This is a genomic window from Methylobacterium sp. J-067, assembly GCF_022829465.1.
GTDB lineage: Bacteria > Pseudomonadota > Alphaproteobacteria > Rhizobiales > Beijerinckiaceae > Methylobacterium > Methylobacterium litchii.
Genome location: NZ_JAKSXZ010000050.1, coordinates 43,325 through 60,753 on the forward strand (window position 1 = coordinate 43,325; position 17,429 = coordinate 60,753).

Here is a 17,429-nt window from a genome sequence, read left to right on the forward strand (position 1 = left end):
ATGGGCGCGTCGGGCAGGGGATAAGGGCTTATGCAACCCGGATCACTCTCGCTCGACGCGTTCCTGGCGCGCCGGGCGAGCGACCGTCGGTTGGCGCGTCTCACGCACGATGTGGGCTTGCCGGAAGGTCGCGGCCTGGAGTTCGGCCCGGCCGACAACCCGATACCGCTGCCCGACGGTCTGTCCATCACCTACGTCGACCGCAGCCGTGATGTCGGTGCGGGCTTTGCCGGAGCGGTACCAATCGATCACGCTTGGTCCGGGTCGGGCGCGCTTACGGCTCTTCTCGGCCGCGATGATTACGACTTCGCGCTGGCCGCCCAGGTCGGCCAGTACGTCCCCAACCTGCTGGGGTGGCTGCGGGGGATCCACGCCGCGTTGCGCCCAGGCGGAGTGCTCAACCTGTCGCTGCCGGACAAGCGGTTCATGTTCGACGCCGCTCGGCCGGTCAGCACCTTGGCTGAGTTGATCGAGGCGGATCTGCTTGCCTATGAGCGGCCGAGCCCGCGTCAGATCTTCGGTCATACCCACGATGTGCGTGCCATCACGCCTGAGGGGATCTGGATGGGCGAGGACCCGGTGCATGCGCCGCGGATGGCAGGTGAAGCGGCCCTACCGCATGCCTATGCCGAAGCGGCCGCTGCGCTGGCCGCTGGCGCCTATGTCGCCTGCCACTGTTGGGTTCTCACGCCGCTTGCATTCCTTGATCTGGTCGAAGGCGCGACGCGACTCGGCCTGTTTCCCTTCGTGCTGAACCATGTCTCAGCCCCACAGCCGGATGGGTTCGAGTTCTACGTTTCGATGCGACGGGAAGCCCAAACGGAGGCAGGGGCCTTGCTCGGCTTGCAGGTCGGGGCAATCGACCATCTCCGGGGCTTGCTGGAGGCGCGACGCCATACCGCAAAGTTGATGGCTGGGTTCTAATCGACACTCGGCGGATATCCCCTCATCGAGACACACCCAACGGGCGCACCCCAGCGCTGATGCACCACTGCAGAACTAGATATGCTGATTGTTGCAAGAAATGCTGCGCGCCGCTCTTTCCAGTCAATCAAGCTAAAAATTAAAAGAAAGTACAAGAATTTAAAAGGATTTAACGCTCAGCTTTATATTTCTAAACTTGAAAAAAGATACGGTTCCCTGCCGGCTGATTTCATTCCAAGTCAGTATCGCGCGCTGCACAGTGATCTCAATCACATGAGACAGCCATGGGAGCTTGAGGCTCATTACCTTCTGCACGGACGCCGGGAGAAACGGACCTATCAGTTCGACCTGGGCGTGTATGAAGAAGAATTCAAGCAGCTCTTTGTCGGCGAGACCGCCGCGAATGATGCATCATCTCGGACTGTGCGGAACTGTAGCCTCAAAGGTATGCTCGACGCTGCGGGGGTATGGCCAGGGCCTTGGCTGGACCGTTTCATGCTGTTCGAGTTCGCGCTCCTGAATGCGGCGTGGCTCCCCCGTCAGCCCGTATCCCGCGCGGATGGGATAAGGCTGTTCCTCCAGCATGGTATCGAGCGCCTTGCGCCAATTGCCATTCGGGAGGCGTTTGACCCGGCATTTTATCGCGTCGCCGCGACCAGCCTGTCGCCCACGGCGAGCGATGCCGACCTCTACCGCGAATGGCTCAACCGAGGAATCCTACTCGGGGCCTTTCCCAACGAGGGTAGGGCGCTTTTCGCGTTGATTGGCGAAGACACGTTCCCAGCCGCCTTCGACGAGACCCTCTATCGCGCCCGAGTGCCGAGCAAAGCGGGCCGGCCAGGTTCAGGACGCTTCGCGGCCTTGGAGCATTTCATCACGACGGGGTTCGCTGTCCTCAAGGCCGAGGTGGTGCGGGGCCCAGGATCGGCCAAGCTATACGAGCAGATCGGGGAGCATCACCTCATGCGCGGCAACGCCGCGTTGGCGGTCGAGGCCTTCAACCGCGCTCTCGCGATCCGGCCTGATGTCCTCCGCATGCGCCATCGCCGCGGCGATTCCCTGCTCGTTCTGAACCGGAGGGAGGAGGCGGCCGAAGATTTCATTGCTGCTGCCGAAGCGCCTGATGCGAGTGTCTGGAGCCACATCCACGCCGCGGAATGTCTGGTGAAGAGGCCGGAGGGAGCGCCTGCGGCCCTCGATCGCCTGATGCGTTCGGCCCCGTCCTGCCGGAACTCCGTCGCGTGGCGCGCCGCAGGCCACCGCGTCATCTCGGAGGTCTTCGCTGCCGCCAGCCGCCGGGCGACAGATCTCTACGCCGAGGGCCGTCGCGCCGAAGCCGACACCTGCCTCACCGAATGTTTGGATCGCCTGACGCAGGTGATCCCGGTTATCGATCCCCTCCCAGCGCGGCTTCCGGGCCCGCCGGAGGGCGTCGTGGTCATCCTCGCCAACCGTAGCCTCCCACAATGCGACCATTACCGAGTCGTGCAGAAGCGCATGCAACTGGAGCGCATGGGCTGGACGGTGGAGATCTATGCGCAGTCTGAGGTCGAGGCGTGCAGGCTGGCTCTGGATCGGGCATGCGCGGTGATCTTCTACCGCGTCGTCGCTTTCCCCGCAGTGCTGCATGCAATCCTGTACGCACGTGCCCTTGGCATCCCGACGATTTACGAGATCGATGATCTCCTCTTCGATCCAGCTCTCTATCCCGATCCTTTCGAGAGCTTTGAAGGACAGATCACGAGCGCTGAATATATTGGACTGCAGTACGGGGTGCCTCTGTTTTGGTACGCCATGCGGCAATGCGAGGTCGGACTCGCGTCAACCCCGGCTCTCGCGCAGGCGATGCGACCTCTCGTGCGCTCCGGAATCTGCCACGTGCTCCGCAACGGATTGGACGAGCGCAATGCTCCGTTCCTCGACCGGCCCCCAATGCCGTTCTGCCCATCCACCGTGACGATCTTTTACGGATCTGGGACGAAGGCCCACAATCGGGATTTCAATGACATCGCGGCACCGGCTCTGCTCGACGTCCTAGGCCGCCAGCCGCATGTTCGTCTCGTCATCGCTGGTTATCTCCAGCTCGACAGGAGGTTCGCCCCCTTCGCCGATCGGGTCCTGCAGCTCGGCTTCAGTTCGGACGTCTCCGCGTATTGGGAGACCCTGTCCGGGGCCGACATCAACCTGGCGGTCCTGGCGCCCAGCCCGATGTCGGACGCCAAGAGCGAGATCAAGTGGCTGGAGGCCGCCATGTGCGGCATCCCCTCCGTCGTCTCCGCGACCCAGACTTATCGCGATATCCTCGTCGATGGCGAAGACGCGTTTCTGGCACAGACCCCAAAGGACTGGTCACGCGCCATCGATGCCCTGGTCCGGGACGCCGATCTGCGCGGGAGGGTCGGCCGGCAAGCCCGAGCCAAGGCCGTGCGAGAGTACGGGCTCGACGGGGCAACCGGAATTCTCTCCTGCTTCCTTCCGCCCCCCGCGAAAGCCCGCAAGGCCGGTGATCTTGCCAAGAGCGGACAAGCCCCGGGCATCGCGCGCGTGACGGCGCCGGTTGCCTCGACTGAGACCGGGTTACGGCGCAAACCGCGCCTTCTCGTCGTCGCTGTTTATTTCCCGCCGCAAACCGTCGGCGGTGCGACGCGCGTCGTGCGCGACAACGTCGATTACTTCCTCGACCACGCCGCCGACGCGTTCGAGATCGCGGTTGTCGCCACCGATCACGGTGTCGAACCGGCTTATCGAACCCGGATCGACGCCTATCGCGGCGTACCGGTCTATCGCATCGCGGCGCCCCAGTTGGAATACGGGGAGTGGCGCGGGTTCGATCCGGGAATGAAGGCGCCGTTCGAGGCTCTGCTTGATCGGTTCGAGCCGGATCTTGTGCATTTTCACTGCGTGCAGCACCTGACGGCATCGGTGGTGGAGGCCGTCGCCGAACGAGGCCTGCCCTATCTCATCACGTTGCACGATGCGTGGTGGATCTCGGATTACCAGTTCCTTGTCGATGAGGACGGGCAGTTGCGAACCCCATCCTTGGACCCCTTGCGGGACAGCCTGAACCGCCGCGTCACACCCATCGCGTCGGTCGCGCGCCGGCGCGGGCTGGCCCGCTTGATGGATGGCGCGGCCGGGCTCCTGACAGTCTCGAACACATTCGCTCAGCTCTATCGTGCCGCGGGCCATCCCCGAACGATCTCGGTTCCGAATGGCGTCTCGATCCTGCCACGGGTCGACCGCCGGCCAAGCGCGACCAGGCGCGTGCGCCTAGGGCAAATCGGCGGTCGCACGGTCCATAAGGGCGCGGTTCTGATTGAGGCTGTGCTGCGCGCGCACGCATTCGATCAGCTCTCGATGACCGTCGTCGATCACGCGCACGACGGCGACTACCTGCGCGAGGAGGTCTGGGGGACGACACCGGTCCGCATCATCGGGAGGGTGGCACAAGAGCGGATTTGCGACCTCTACGCGGACCTTGATGTGCTGCTGGCCCCCTCACTCTGGCCGGAGAGCTTCGGGCTCGTAACGCGCGAGGCCCGGACCGCCGGGCTCTGGGTGGTGGCGAGCGACCGCGGCGCTATTGGTGAGGAGATCGTCGACGACGTAGACGGCTTCCGCATCGACGTGAGTGGTCCCGACGCGTTACTGCGGGTGCTGAGGCTGATCGATAAGAACCCGCAGCGCTTTCTTCACAGTCCGCCTCCGCCCTCGGTATCGCCGCGAACCATGGCGGATCAGGGCGCGGACCTCGTGGCTCTCTACGCGGGGTTCTGGCCCGATCCGAGGGCGATCTGGACGGAAGCAACATCGTGAGGCGTCGTTTCGAGCCCCCGATTTTGACGTTACTGTGGAAGCGAGACCGATACGCATCTCCTCCTCCGACGAAAGTAAGAACTTGAGCTTTATAAAAATCGATTTCGCCGGACACTCGTTTCAGTTGGACGCCTCCGACGATATGGATCTCGTTGCCCGGCAGATCGCGTCCGGCGGTTACGAGGCTCCACTGCCCTTCCTGATGATGGCGACGCTCCTGCGCACGGAGGGTCTTTTCGTCGATGTCGGCGCCAACACCGGCGTCTACACGGTCATGGCCGGCACGGTAGTGCGCGACCGAAGGATCATTGCGTTCGAACCCCTGCCGACCGTCGTTGAGATCCTGAAGCGTAATCTCGCTGTCAACGATCTCACTGCACGGGTGACGCTTATCGAGGCGGCCCTGAGCGAGCATGCCGGCACGGCCGACCTTCATCTCCCCGATCCCGGACACGGACTGATCGAGACGAGTGCGTCTCTCGAACAGAGCTTCCAGAAGCCGCACTCGACAATTCAGGTTCCCGTAAAGCGCCTCGACGATTTCGCGATCACGGATACGATTGGCGTAATCAAGGTCGATATCGAAGGCCACGAACACGCCTTCCTACGTGGCGCCCGCGAGACCATTCTCCTGCATCGGCCCATTATCTTTGCTGAAGTCGTCAAGCCGGCACGGCGGAGTGCGATCGGCGCCTTTCTTCACGACGTCGACTACATCGATTTCCGGCTTAGGCCCGACATGGCGATCCATGACGGTGAGGTACTCTTTGACGATGCCGCCTGGAACCACGCCCTGGTTCCTTCCGAGCGCCTGACCAAGTTCAAGGAAGCCTGCGACGCCTGCAACCTTCCGATGCTGAGACGCTTCCAACTCGTATGATGGGACAAGGGCAAAACCTATACGGAAATCGCCCGGATCCTGACCTTGAACTACCGCAGCGTCGTGAGCACCACCGCCGTCATGCGGGTTCCGGGGCGAGGGCTGGGTGAGGGGCAGCGTGCGAGGAAGATCCCCGGGATGATCCGGCCCTTCTGGCCGAACAGCTCCACGGCCTCTCCGCAGCTTGCCGGCACATCCTTCTCGTAGGCGGCGAGGGAGGCGCGGGCCTGCAGCATCGGCGCGTCGCGATCGATCTCCGCGGGATCGACTCCCATCGACCGGATCGCGCCCTTGAAGCGTTCCGCGTCCGATTTGAGCGCGCTGCAATGGAGGTTCACGAAGCCGACAAAGCCGGCAAGCTTGGCCGCATTGCGCTTTTCCGCAGGGATGTCGCCGGCCTCCTGGCCCCGCGGCGTCCGACCCGTACGCGACGTTCGCCTGGATTGATGCACGTTTCACATTAATCAATCCAATTTTGGCGTTTGACCGAATACATCTCTCCATTCACGCTCGTCCGAGCAATGGCCGCATCGGGGGAGCCCCTGAAAGAATGGCCAGGCGCGAATTGCGCGACATCGTGGAGAGAAACAGACGATGATCCAGTGGAGGAACACGCTCAAGGGAGCTCTGCAGGCCGGCGAGCAGCAGATCGGTCTCTGGTGCAGCTTGGCCAACACCATTTCCACTGAGGTCGTCGCGGGGGCGGGGTTCGATTGGCTGCTCCTCGATATGGAGCATTCGCCGAACGACCTGCGGGATGTCTACAGCCAGCTTCAGGTCATGACCGGCGAGGGCACCCAGCCCATGGTGCGGGTGCCGAGCGCCGACCCGATCGTCATCAAGCGGATCCTCGACGCGGGCGCCCAGTCGCTCCTGATCCCGAACGTCGACGATGCCGAGCAGGCCCGCATCGCCGTGGCGGCCACCCGCTACGCACCGCGCGGCGTGCGCGGCTTCTCTCAATCGCCCCGGGCCGCCCGGTTCGGGCGCATCCCGGATTACCACGCGACGTGTGAGGCCGAACTCCTCGTGGCCGTTCAGGTCGAGTCGCGCCACGCGCTCGACAATCTCGAGCAGATCGCAGCGGTGGACGGCGTCGACTGCGTCTTCATCGGGCCCGGCGACCTCTCGATGAGCCTCGGCTATCTCGGCCAGCAGAATCACCCCGAGATCGTCCGCATCATCGAAGAGACGATCCGGCGCATCGTGCGCACGGGCAAGGTCGCCGGCATCCTGACCGCCAACGAGGACCTGGCCCGGCGCTACATCGCGGCGGGCACGCGCCTCACGGCGGTCGGCTCGGATGCAGGTCTCCTGGCCCGCGCCTCGGAGGCCCTGGCGGCCCGGTTCAAGGATGACGCCTGACCCGGCGCAACGAAGAGGACGACGCGCATGAAGATCGGATTTATCGGGCTCGGCATCATGGGCCGCCCCATGGCGGCGAACCTGATGAAGGCTGGCCACGACCTCTTCCTGAAATCCGGATCGAAACCGGTGGCGGAGGATCTGGTCTCGGCCGGCGGCCGCGTCTGCGAGAGCGCCCGCGCCGTGGCCGAGCAGGCCGACGTGATCATCACGATGGTGCCGGACACGCCGCAGGTCGAGGCGGTGCTGTTCGGTCCCGCCGGTGTCGCAGAGGGCCTGAGCCCCGGCAAGCTGGTGATCGACATGAGTTCGATCTCGCCGATCGCCACCAAGGACCTCGCCCGCCGCATCAACGAACGCGGCTGCGACTACCTCGATGCACCGGTCTCGGGCGGCGAGGTCGGGGCGAGGGCCGCCTCGCTCACCATCATGGTCGGCGGGCCCGAGGCCGCCTTCGCGCGGGCGATGCCGCTGTTCGAGGCGATGGGCAAGACCATCACCCTCGTCGGCGGGAACGGCGACGGCCAGACCACCAAGGTGGCCAACCAGATCATCGTCGCGCTGAACATCGAGGCCGTGGCCGAGGCGCTGGTCTTCGCCGCGAAGGCCGGAGCCGACCCGGCCCGCGTGCGCCAGGCCCTCATGGGGGGGTTCGCCGCGTCTCGCGTCCTCGAGGTGCACGGCGAACGCATGGTCAAGGGCACCTTCGACCCGGGCTTCCGGATCGAACTGCACCAGAAGGACCTGAACCTCGCGCTTCAGGGCGCCCGGACGCTCGGCGTGCCGCTGCCCAACACGGCGACCGCGCAGGAGCTCTTCAACACCTGCGCGGCGCAGGGCGGCCAGGGGTGGGACCATTCCGCGATGGTCCGGGCCCTGGAGCTCATGGCGAACCGCACCCTGGCCGGCCCGCCCGCGGTCGCCTGACCCCGCCGGGGAACTCAGTGTTCCAGCAGGATGCAATGGTCCGGGTCGGCCGACAGCGAGGCCGCCTGACCCTCCGACCAGGGTTGCATGCCGGTCTGGCGGACGACCAATTCACGGCCGCCCCACTCCACATGAACCTGGGTGAGGTCGCCCAGGAAGATGGCCCGCTTCACCGTCACCGGCCACACGTTCGTCTCATGCGCCGGGGCCTGCGGCGTCAGCTTGAGATGGACCGTCCGGACGGAGAAGCTCGGCCGGTCGCCGACGGCGCGGCCGTGGGCCGATCCGTGGATGAGGTGGCCGCCCGGGGTCTCCAGGGCGATCGCGTCGCCCCGGGTCAGGTCCGGCCTGATCCGGCCCTGGATGAGGTTGGCCGAACCGACGAAGTCGGCGACGAACTCGGTGCGCGGATAATTGTAGATCTCGGAGGGCGGGCCGCTCTGCTCGATCTGCCCGGCGCGCATCACGACGATCTTGTCGGACATCGCGAGCGCCTCCTCCAGGTCGTGCGTGACGTAGAGCGAGGTGACGCCGAGGCGGTGCTGAAGCTCGCGCAGCTCGATGCGCATGTCGCCCCGCAGCTTCGCGTCGAGGTTCGACAGCGGCTCGTCGAACAGCAGGACCGACGGCGAGAAGGCGCAGGCCCGCGCCAGCGCCACCCGCTGCTGCTGCCCGCCCGAGAGCTGCGAGGCGTGGCGGTCGGCGTACGGCCCCATCTGGACGAGGTCGAGGGCGGCGCCCACCCGCTCGCGGATCTCGGCCGCCCCCTTCTGGCGCACGCGCAGGCCGTACGCGACGTTCTCGAAGACCGTCATGTGCGGCCAGATCGCGTAGGACTGGAACACCATCGACAGCCCCCGCGCCTCGGCGGGAACGTCGATGCCGCGCGCCCCGTCGTAGACGGTGCGGCCGCCGATGCGGATCGCGCCCGCGCTCGGCTTCTCCAGCCCCGCGACCGCGCGCAGCGTCGTCGTCTTGCCGCAGCCCGAGGGCCCGAGCAGCGTGAGCTGCTGGCCGGCGGCGACCGTGAAGCTGACCGGACCGACCGCAGCCACCGCGCCGTAGCGGATGACAAGGTCCTCGACCTCGATGTGCTGTCCCGGGCTCATGCTAGGCTCCGATCCGCCCGTAGCGGCGGGTGATGGCGAGGAAGACGAGCATCGCGACCCCGACGAAGGCGGTCTGGATCAGCGCCATCGCCGCGGTGAGTTCACTCGAGGAGGAGAAGAACGCCTCCACGATGGCGGGGGTCAGCACCTTCGAATCGGGCCCCATCAGCAGGATCGAGGCGCCGAGCTCCCGCACGCTCGCCACGAAGATGAGCAGCCAGGCGGCGAACAGGCCGGGCTTCAGGAGCGGCATGGTGATGGTGCGCAGCCGCTGGCCCCAGCTCGCACCGCACACCTCGCCACATTCCTCCAGGCTCTTGTCGAGCTGGACCAGCACGCCGCTGATCGCCCGCACGCCGAGCGGCAGGAACACGGTGAGATAGGCGATCAGCAGGATCCAGATCGTGCCGTAGACCGGTATCGGGAACACCAGCCACGCCCACATCATGCCGAAGGCGAAGACCAGCCGCGGCACCGCCTGCGGGAACATCACGATGTATTCGAGCATGCCCCGCCCCGCGAGGCGGGAGCGCTGGATCAGCCATGCGAGCAGCCCTGTCACGACGACACCGATCGTCGCGGTCAGCACGCCGAGGAACAGGCTGTTCCAGATCGCCTGCCGCACGGCGTTGAGCGAGAGCGCGGTGCGGTAATGCTCCAGGGTGAAGTTGTCGGCCGAGGGCAGCGCCACCGCGAGCCGCTGGACCGAGGCGTAGCCCAGCGTCGCGATCGGCAGGACGACCGAGAGGACGACATAGGCGATGCACAGCGCGAACAGCGCCCAGCGCAGGCCCCCGACATCCATCGGGCGCGGCCGGAAGGCCTTGCCGGTCACGGTCACGTAGCTGCGGCCGCGGGTGACACGCCGGTAGGCATAGAGCATCGCGAACATCACGACGAACAGCGACACGCCCATGGCGGCGGCGAGCGGCAGCTTCGGGGGGTATTGGGAGACGAGCTGATAGATCGCCGTGGTGATCACGTAGAAGCGGTTCGGCGTCCCGAGCACCAGCGCGGCCGCGAACGACCCGAGCATCTCGGCGAAGACGAAGAGCGCGGCCCCGAGCACGCCGGGGGCGACGAGCGGCAGGGTTACCTTCAGCATGGTGCGCAGCCGGCTCCCGCCGAGGATCTGGCTCGCCTCCTCCAGCGACGGATCCATCGACTTCATCACGGCGCTGATCATCACGAAGGCGACGGAGCCCTCGAACAGCGCCATCACCCAGGCGATCCCGACGGGCCCCGTGATGTCGACGATCGCCCCGCCGCCGCCCAGCGCACGCCAGATCTGGTTGATGAACCCGCTCTCGGGCGCGCCGAGGAAGTTCCAGGCCAGCGCGCCGAGCAGCGGCGTGACGTAATAGGGCACCGCCATCAGCTGCTCCAGCGTGCCGCGGAAGGGCACGTTGGTGCGCGTCAGGATCCAGGCGAACAGGAAGCCGAACACCATCGCCATCGCCGTCGCGGCGAAGGCGACGACGAGGGTGTTGAGCATCACCTCCCAGTAGTTCGGGAGCAGCGCGTAATTGTCGAGGCCGTAGGCGGTCGGCGGCCGCACGTTCGGGTCGCCGACGTCCAGGGAGGCCTGGATCAGGTAGTAGATCGGGTAGAGCACGCACAGCGCGGCGGTGATCGCCACGGCATAGCCGACGACCTTCTGCGTCGGGAAATGCCGGCGGTGCGCGACCATCGGCAGGGGCGGGGCGTCCGTAAGCGCGGTCATGGCCGGCGGCTCACAGGCCCATCATCCCGTTCCATTCCTTGACGAAGGCGGAATGGGACTGGGCAAGCTTCTCGATGTCGGGAAACAGGAGCTTGTACTCGCGCAGGTTGGCCCCGCCGGGCATCGGCGGCGCGTCCCTGCGCAGGGAGGGATAATAGTAGAACGGGTTGTTCTGGTAGACGGCCTGCCCGCGCTGCGACATGAGCCAGTCCAGGAACAGGCGGGCGGCCTGCGGGTGCGGCGCCTTGGTGGCGAGGCCGGTGGCGAGCGTCGCGGTCGGCGCCCCATCCTCCGGCACCACAAACCGCACCGGAGCGCCCTTGTCCTTGGCGAGTTGGTAGCCGGCCCATTCGGCCATGCCGCAAATCTTGTCGTCGCCCTTTGCGAGTCGGTCGAAGATCTGGGCGCGGGAATCGAAGCCGCGCGGGCGCTGCTTGGCGAAGTCCTTCCAGAAGCCGTCGCCGTAGAGCCGCCGCAGCTCGTACCATTGCACGAACTGCGATCCGCTCGTCACCTGCTTGGTGCTGATCGTGCCGCGCCACTTCGGGTCGAGCAGATCCTTCCAGCTCTTGGGCGCCTCGGCCTCGGGCACGCGGTCGGTGTTGTAGGCGATGCCGATGGGCAGCACGCCGGAATGGAAGAAGTAGCCGGGCGGATTGTCGAGCGCGGTCTCAGGATAGGCCTTCGCTTGCGGCGAGACGTAGAGCTCGAAGCCGTCCCTCTTGCGGAAGTCCATGGCGGTCGGGACTTCCGAAAACTGGATGACGTCGGCGGCGAAGCGGCCGGCTGAGCGTTCGGCCAGGAGCTTGCTGTAGAGCGCGCCGGTCTGGGCGCGCAGGTAGTTGCCCTTGATCTTCGGGAAATCGGTCGAGAAGGCCTTCATCAGCGCCGCCGCCGCAGGATCGCTGTCGTGCGTGTAGAAGAGGATCTCGCCCTCCTTCTCGGCGGCCGCGACGTCGGCGCCTGTCTCGAAGCCGTGGACCGTGGTGGTCGCGTGGCCCTGCGCCCAGGCCTGCCGCAGGAGCGCGGGCGCGAGCGGGAGGGCGAGGCCGCTGGCGAGCAGGCTGCGCCGGGACGGCCCGCCCTTCGTCAATTCCGTCATCATGTCCTCCCGTATCGTTGTTGTTTGGACGCCGCCTCCGGTCTTCGCCGGGGTTCGGCCCTTTGGGGTCCGCGCGGGGCGCGGCCTCGCCGACGGCCGTCTGGCCCTATGCGGCCGTGCGCGGCCCGGCGGTTTCCGGCACCGGCGTCAGCGGTTCCTTCCCGGCGAACCACGCGACGAGGTTGTCGACGACGAGGCGGGCCATCGCGTCCCGGGTGTGATGCGAGGCGGACCCGATATGGGGGAGCAGCACCGCATTGGCGCAGGCGAGCAAGGCCTCGGGCACCCGCGGCTCGTGCGCGAACACGTCGAGCCCGGCGCCCGCGATGGTGCCGTCGGCGAGCGCCCCGGCCAGGGCTGCCTCGTCGATGATCGAGCCCCGGCCGACATTCACCACGATGCCGTTCGGACCCAGGGCTTCCAGCACCGCACGCCCGACCAGGCCGTCGGTCGCGGCCCCGCCCGGCGCCGCGATGACCAGCGTGTCGACCGCAGCGGCGAGGTCGAGCACGTCCGCGTAATAGGGGTAATCGACCTCGGGCTGGTTGCGGCGGCCGCAATAGCTGACGGGCAGGCCGAACGCCTCGACCCGGCGGGCGATCGCCTTGCCGATCCGGCCGAGCCCGAGGATGCCGACGGAACGCCCGCGCAGGCTCGCCGTGGGGGGAAAGGCGCCCGCGAGCCAGGCGCCGCTCCGCAGGAAGCGCTCCGCCTCGCCCGTCCGGCGCACGGTCGAGAGCAGGAGGGCGAGGGCGATGTCGGCGACGTCGTCGGTGAGGACATCGGGCGTGTGGGTGACGACGATGCCGCGCCGGGCCGCCTCGGCGGCGTCGATGTGGTCGTAGCCGACGCCGAAGCTCGCGACGATCTCGAGATGGGGCAGACGGTCGAAGAAGCGCGCGTCGATCGGGTCATGGCCGCCGCCGGCCGCGATGGCCCGGATCGATGCCGCCTCGCTTCCGGCCAGCCCGGAATAATCCGTATCGTTCGGGATCCGGACGGGTGTGAAATGCTGGGAAATCCCCGCATCGATCAGTGGCTTGGAGATGCCGTAATGCAGCACATGAGGCGCCGGCGAATGCATGGCGATAACTCCCCTCCCGGCCTATCCACTTGCAGTGAGCGGATATTTGCTTTGATGACCAAGCCAACATTGTTGCTCGATCATGTCTAGTTCAAATCTTGCATCAATTGTTGCGCTTCGAGCATCAATCGCCGACGACAGGACCTGGATTGCAACCGGGCACTGTCGTCACCGTCCTCTCGCAGCGATCAGTGCAGGCTGCCGAACCCCGCCACGTCCCGCGTCCAGGCCAGCGCCTGTTCGCTGAGGCTGATGCCGAGACCGGGGCGGGTCGGCACGAGCATCCGTCCATCTTGCAATTCCAGACGCTCGTTGAACAGCGGCTCCAGCCACTCGAAATGCTCCACCCACGGCTCCCGCTGCATCGCGGCGGCGAGGTGGATGTGCAGCTCCATCGAGAAGTGCGGGGCGATGGTCATGCCGGCGAACTCGGCGAGCGTCGCGACCCTCAGATAGGGGGTGATGCCGCCCACGCGGGGGGCATCCGGCATCAGGAAGTCGGCGCTGTTCTGGCGGATGAAGTCCCAGTGCTCGGACACGCTCGTCAGCATTTCGCCGGTGGCGATCGGCGTGTCGAGGGCGGCGGCGAGCGCCGCGTGGCCGGCGGCGTCGTAGCAATCGAGGGGTTCCTCGATCCAGATCAGGTTGAACCGCTCGAAGATGCGGCCCATCCGCATCGCGGTCGGCCGGTCCCATTGCTGGTTGGCGTCGACCATCAGCGGGAAGGCGTCGCCGAGATGTTCGCGAACGCGGGACACGCGCTCGATGTCGAGGGCCCAGTCCGGCTGACCGACCTTCAGCTTGATGCCGCCGATCCCCTTCTCGCGGGAGCGGTCGGTGTTCACCAGAAGCTCCTCCAGCGGGGTGTGCAGGAAGCCGCCGGAGGTGTTGTAGCAGCGCACCGAGTCGCGCTGCGCCCCGAGGAGCTTGGCCAGAGACAGGCCGGCGCGCTTCGCCTTCAGGTCCCAGAGCGCCACGTCGAAGGCGCCGATCGCCTGCACGGCGAGGCCGCTGCGCCCCACCGAGGCGCCCGCCCACGCGAGCTTGTCCCAGGCCTTGGCGATGTCGCTCGGGTCCTCGCCGAGGAGCGCCGGGGCGATCTCGCAGGCATGGGCGAACTGCCCCGGCCCGCCGGCCCGCTTCGAGTAGCTGATCCCGAGGCCGCGATGCCCACCCTCGGTCTCGACCTCGCAGAACAGGATCGCGATCTCGGTCATCGGCTTCTGCCGGCCGGTCAGCACCTTGGCATCGCTGATCGGGGTCTTGAGCGGCAGGTAGACCGAGCGCAGGCGGATGCCGGTGACTGTGTCCTGGGCCATGATGTCCTCCAAAAGGGTTGGGAATGCCGCGCTCAGGCCCGGGCGGTGCCGACATCGCGCGGGAGGACCGGCTCCGCATCCACCGCGCGCCCGTCGCCGCGGATCTCGAGGCGGTTCAGCGGCCCGACGATGACGAGGTAGGAGAGGGCGCCGATCAGCGCGACCACGCCGATGTAGACGAGGGCGAGGTCGAAGGAGCCCATTTCCTTGACGATGATGCCGATGGCGAGCGGCGTGACGATGCTGGCGAGGTTGCCGCACAGATTGAAGATGCCGCCGCTGACGCCCATGATCTGCTTGGGCGAGACGTCGCCGACGATGCACCAGCCGAGGTTGCCGATGCCCTTGGCGAAGAAGGCGACGCTCATCACCACGATCACGAACACGTCGGATTGGACGTAGTTGGCAAGGATGATCGTCGAGGAGAACAGGAGCCCGACGATGATCGGGAGCTTGCGCGCCGTCGTGAGACTGAAGCCGCGCCGGAGCATCCAATCCGACCACAGGCCACCCGCCAGGCCGCCGAGGAAGCCGCAGATCGCCGGGATCGCCGCCACGAGGCCGACCTTGAGGATCGACATGCCCCGCGCTTCGAGCAGGTAGGTCGGGAACCACGTTAGGAAGAACCACGTGATCGTGGTGAGGCAGAACTGGCCGATATAGATTCCGACCATCATGCGGTTGCTGATCAGCGCCTTCACTTCGGACCAACGGATCCGGTCGCGCTTGTCCCCCATGTTCGGCAGACCGCCGCCGGCCTCGATGTAGTCGAGCTCGCCCTGGTTGACGCCCCGGTGGTGGCGCGGCTCGTGGACGTAGAGCAGCCACACGATGCCGAGGACGATGCCGACGCCGCCGGCCCAGTAGAAGATCGCCTGCCAGCTATGGGCGTGCAGGATCCACGTCATGATCGGCGTGAAGACGGCGAGCGCGAAATATTGCGCGGACTGGAAGATCGAGGTGGCGAAGGCCCGTTCCTTGGTCGGGAACCACATCACCGTCAGGCGGCTGTTGGCCGGGAAGGCGGGCGCTTCGGCGATGCCCATCAGGAAGCGCAGGGCGAACAGCGCGAGGAAGGTGAACGAGACGGCGTGGACGAGGCCCTGCATCATCGTGAGGGCCGACCACAGGATCAGGCCGATGCCGTAGACGAGGCGGGTGCCGTGTTTGTCGAGCACCCAGCCGCCGGGGATCTGCATCGCCGTGTAGGCCCAGCCGAAGGCCGAGAAGGCGAGACCCATCGTGATCGCATCGAAACCGAATTCGGCGCGCATCGCCGGGGCCGCGACGGAGAGGGTGGCGCGGTCGACGTAATTGAATGTCGTTGCCAGGAAGATCAGCGCCAGGATCACGTACCTGACATTGGTCTTCTTCAGGGCGTGCCCTGGTTGAGCCATGGCGGTCCTCCGATGTCGAGGCCCGTCTCGTCGCTCACGGAGCAACGGCAGCCTTCGTTCAACGGAATGGGTGGCAAAGGACTGTTTTCGTGTCCAACGTCATTTTTGGATCGATTGTTGCGCAATCGGCATCAATGCGAGGAGACACCTTGGATTTCATGGATCTGAGCGGCTGGCGACCGACGGGACTGCATGATCGTGATCCAAAAGTCGTTCGTCCGTTTCGGACGCGAAGCGGCCAACGGACCGTGGCCGGGAGACATCATCGAAGATGTTCGGAATGACTGAGACCTGAACTCTCAGTATTCCTGGGAAGGGGCGGATGAGGTCATCGCGGCCGGGTCTACGATGCGGTCATACTCGTCCGCGGTCATGTCGCCCAGGGCGACCGCCGCAGCGCGTGGAGTCAGCCCCTCGGCCATGGCCTTGCGGGTGATGGCCGCGACGCGGTCGTAGCCGAGCGTGGGATTGAGCGCCGTCGCGAGCAGCAGCGCGTTCGCGACGTTCTCGGCGAGCCGGGCCCGGTCGACGTCGAGGTCCCGCACCAACTTCTCGGCGAAGACGTGCGCGGCGTCCGCCAGAAGCCGAATCGACTGCAGCAGGTTGTGGATCAGGACAGGCTTGGCAACGTTCAACTCGAACGTCCCGGACGCACCGGCCGCCGTGATCGTCGCATGGTTGCCGACGACCTGAAAGGCGGCCTGGATCAGGGCCTCGGCGATGGTCGGGTTGCGCTTGCCGGGCATGATCGAGGACGACAGTCCGTCGTCGGGGATCACGAGTTCGCCGAGGCCGCAGCGCGGCCCCGAGCCGAGCAGGCGGATGTCGTTGGCGATCTTGATGAGGGACACCGCCAGCACGTTGAGCGAGCCCGAAACCTCGACGAGAGCGTCGTGGGCGCCCATCCCCTCGAACTTGCTCGGATTGGGCGTGACCGGCAGCCCGGTGAGGTCCGCGACCTCCTCGCAGAAGGCCGCGTCGAACCCGGCCGGGGCGTTGAGGCCCGACCCCACGGCGGTACCGCCCTGGGCGAGTCGATGGAGCCGCGGTGCCGTGGCCTCGATCCGCTCGATCCCATGGCCGACCTGACGCGCGAAGGCGTCGAAGGTCTGTCCCATCGTCATGGGCACGGCGTCCATGAGATGCGTCCGGCCGATCTTCACGACGTCCTTGAACCCGTCTGCCTTGGCGGCGAGGGTGTCACGCAGCCGCCCCAGCGCCGGCAGCAGCCGGTCGCGCAGTTCCAGCCCGGCACTCAGGTGCATCACGGTCGGGAAGCTGTCGTTCGAGGATTGCGACCGGTTGACGTGGTCGTTGGGGTGGACCGGCCGGCGCGTGCCCAAAGGCTGCCCCAGGATCTCGTTGGCCCGGTTGGCGATGACCTCGTTCGCGTTCATGTTGGTCTGGGTGCCCGAGCCGGTCTGCCAGACCGGCAGCGGGAAATGCCCGTCGAAGCGCCCCTCCCAGACCTCCCGGGCCGCCGCCTCGATGGCCCTGGCGAGGGGCTCGTCGAGGGTCCCGAGACGGCGGTTGGCGCGGGCCGCCGCCAGCTTCTGGAGGCCGAAGGCGCGCACGAGGCAGGTCGGGAAGCGTTCCTCGCCGATCTGGAAGATACCGAGGGCGCGCTGCGTCTGGGCCCCCCAGTAGCGGTCGGCCGGGATCTCGACGGGACCGAAGGCGTCGTGTTCGGTTCGAACGTTCGCAGGCTCGCTCATCGGCGTTGTCCTCGTCTGGATCCGGGAATCCCTAACGCAAGCGCCCCGCATCGGGGTGATGGGGCGGG

The 17,429-nt window shown here is 66.5% G+C and carries 13 protein-coding genes; 5 read left to right on the top strand and 8 right to left on the bottom strand.

The annotated features are described in order from the left end of the window. Positions 1–30: 30 nt before the first annotated feature. From MKK52_RS04310 to MKK52_RS04320, 3 genes are all read left to right on the top strand, one after another. The gene (locus MKK52_RS04310) at positions 31–924 is read left to right on the top strand and encodes a class I SAM-dependent methyltransferase (protein WP_243952550.1); all 894 of its coding nucleotides are present in this window, start codon (positions 31–33) and stop codon (positions 922–924) included. An 81-nt stretch (positions 925–1,005) separates the two neighbouring features. Then, positions 1,006–4,740, top strand: coding sequence for a glycosyltransferase (locus MKK52_RS04315; RefSeq protein WP_243952552.1), 3,735 nt, complete (start codon positions 1,006–1,008; stop codon positions 4,738–4,740). 124 nt (positions 4,741–4,864) lie between these two features. After that, complete coding sequence (locus tag MKK52_RS04320) at positions 4,865–5,620, top strand: FkbM family methyltransferase (RefSeq protein ID WP_243952554.1); 756 nt, start codon at positions 4,865–4,867, stop codon at positions 5,618–5,620. A 50-nt stretch (positions 5,621–5,670) separates the two neighbouring features. Here MKK52_RS04320 and MKK52_RS04325 read toward each other — a convergent pair whose 3' ends face one another. After that, the gene (locus tag MKK52_RS04325) at positions 5,671–5,895 is read right to left on the bottom strand and encodes a hypothetical protein (RefSeq protein WP_243952556.1); all 225 of its coding nucleotides are present in this window, start codon (positions 5,893–5,895) and stop codon (positions 5,671–5,673) included. A gap of 319 nt (positions 5,896–6,214) precedes the next feature. Here MKK52_RS04325 and MKK52_RS04330 point away from each other — a divergent pair, with 319 nt between their 5' ends. Both MKK52_RS04330 and glxR read left to right on the top strand, forming a co-directional pair. Further along, positions 6,215–6,985 (top strand): HpcH/HpaI aldolase family protein, encoded by a 771-nt coding sequence (locus MKK52_RS04330; RefSeq protein WP_243952557.1) that lies wholly within the window; start codon positions 6,215–6,217, stop codon positions 6,983–6,985. Between the two features lie 27 nt (positions 6,986–7,012). Beyond that, positions 7,013–7,912, top strand: coding sequence for a 2-hydroxy-3-oxopropionate reductase (glxR, locus tag MKK52_RS04335; protein ID WP_243952558.1), 900 nt, complete (start codon positions 7,013–7,015; stop codon positions 7,910–7,912). A 14-nt stretch (positions 7,913–7,926) separates the two neighbouring features. On the opposite strand, the gene MKK52_RS04340 is transcribed toward glxR, so the two are convergent. From MKK52_RS04340 to MKK52_RS04370, 7 genes are all read right to left on the bottom strand, one after another. Continuing rightward, complete coding sequence (locus MKK52_RS04340) at positions 7,927–9,021, bottom strand: ABC transporter ATP-binding protein (protein WP_243952559.1); 1,095 nt, start codon at positions 9,019–9,021, stop codon at positions 7,927–7,929. Between the two features lies 1 nt (position 9,022). Further along, positions 9,023–10,744 carry an ABC transporter permease gene (locus tag MKK52_RS04345; RefSeq protein ID WP_243952560.1) on the bottom strand — a complete coding sequence of 574 codons (1,722 nt, stop codon included), beginning with the start codon at positions 10,742–10,744 and terminating at the stop codon, positions 9,023–9,025. Between the two features lie 10 nt (positions 10,745–10,754). Then, positions 10,755–11,849 (bottom strand): ABC transporter substrate-binding protein, encoded by a 1,095-nt coding sequence (locus MKK52_RS04350; RefSeq protein ID WP_243952561.1) that lies wholly within the window; start codon positions 11,847–11,849, stop codon positions 10,755–10,757. A gap of 103 nt (positions 11,850–11,952) precedes the next feature. Next, positions 11,953–12,930 carry a 2-hydroxyacid dehydrogenase gene (locus MKK52_RS04355; protein WP_243952562.1) on the bottom strand — a complete coding sequence of 326 codons (978 nt, stop codon included), beginning with the start codon at positions 12,928–12,930 and terminating at the stop codon, positions 11,953–11,955. A 188-nt stretch (positions 12,931–13,118) separates the two neighbouring features. Then, positions 13,119–14,249, bottom strand: a complete 1,131-nt coding sequence (locus tag MKK52_RS04360; RefSeq protein WP_243952563.1) for an L-talarate/galactarate dehydratase — start codon at positions 14,247–14,249, stop codon at positions 13,119–13,121. A gap of 32 nt (positions 14,250–14,281) precedes the next feature. Continuing rightward, on the bottom strand, positions 14,282–15,646 hold the full coding sequence (locus MKK52_RS04365) for an MFS transporter (protein ID WP_243952564.1): 1,365 nt from the start codon (positions 15,644–15,646) through the stop codon (positions 14,282–14,284). 299 nt (positions 15,647–15,945) lie between these two features. Continuing rightward, positions 15,946–17,361: a class II fumarate hydratase gene (locus MKK52_RS04370; protein ID WP_243952565.1), complete on the bottom strand. Its 1,416-nt coding sequence runs from the start codon at positions 17,359–17,361 to the stop codon at positions 15,946–15,948. Positions 17,362–17,429: the final 68 nt, after the last annotated feature.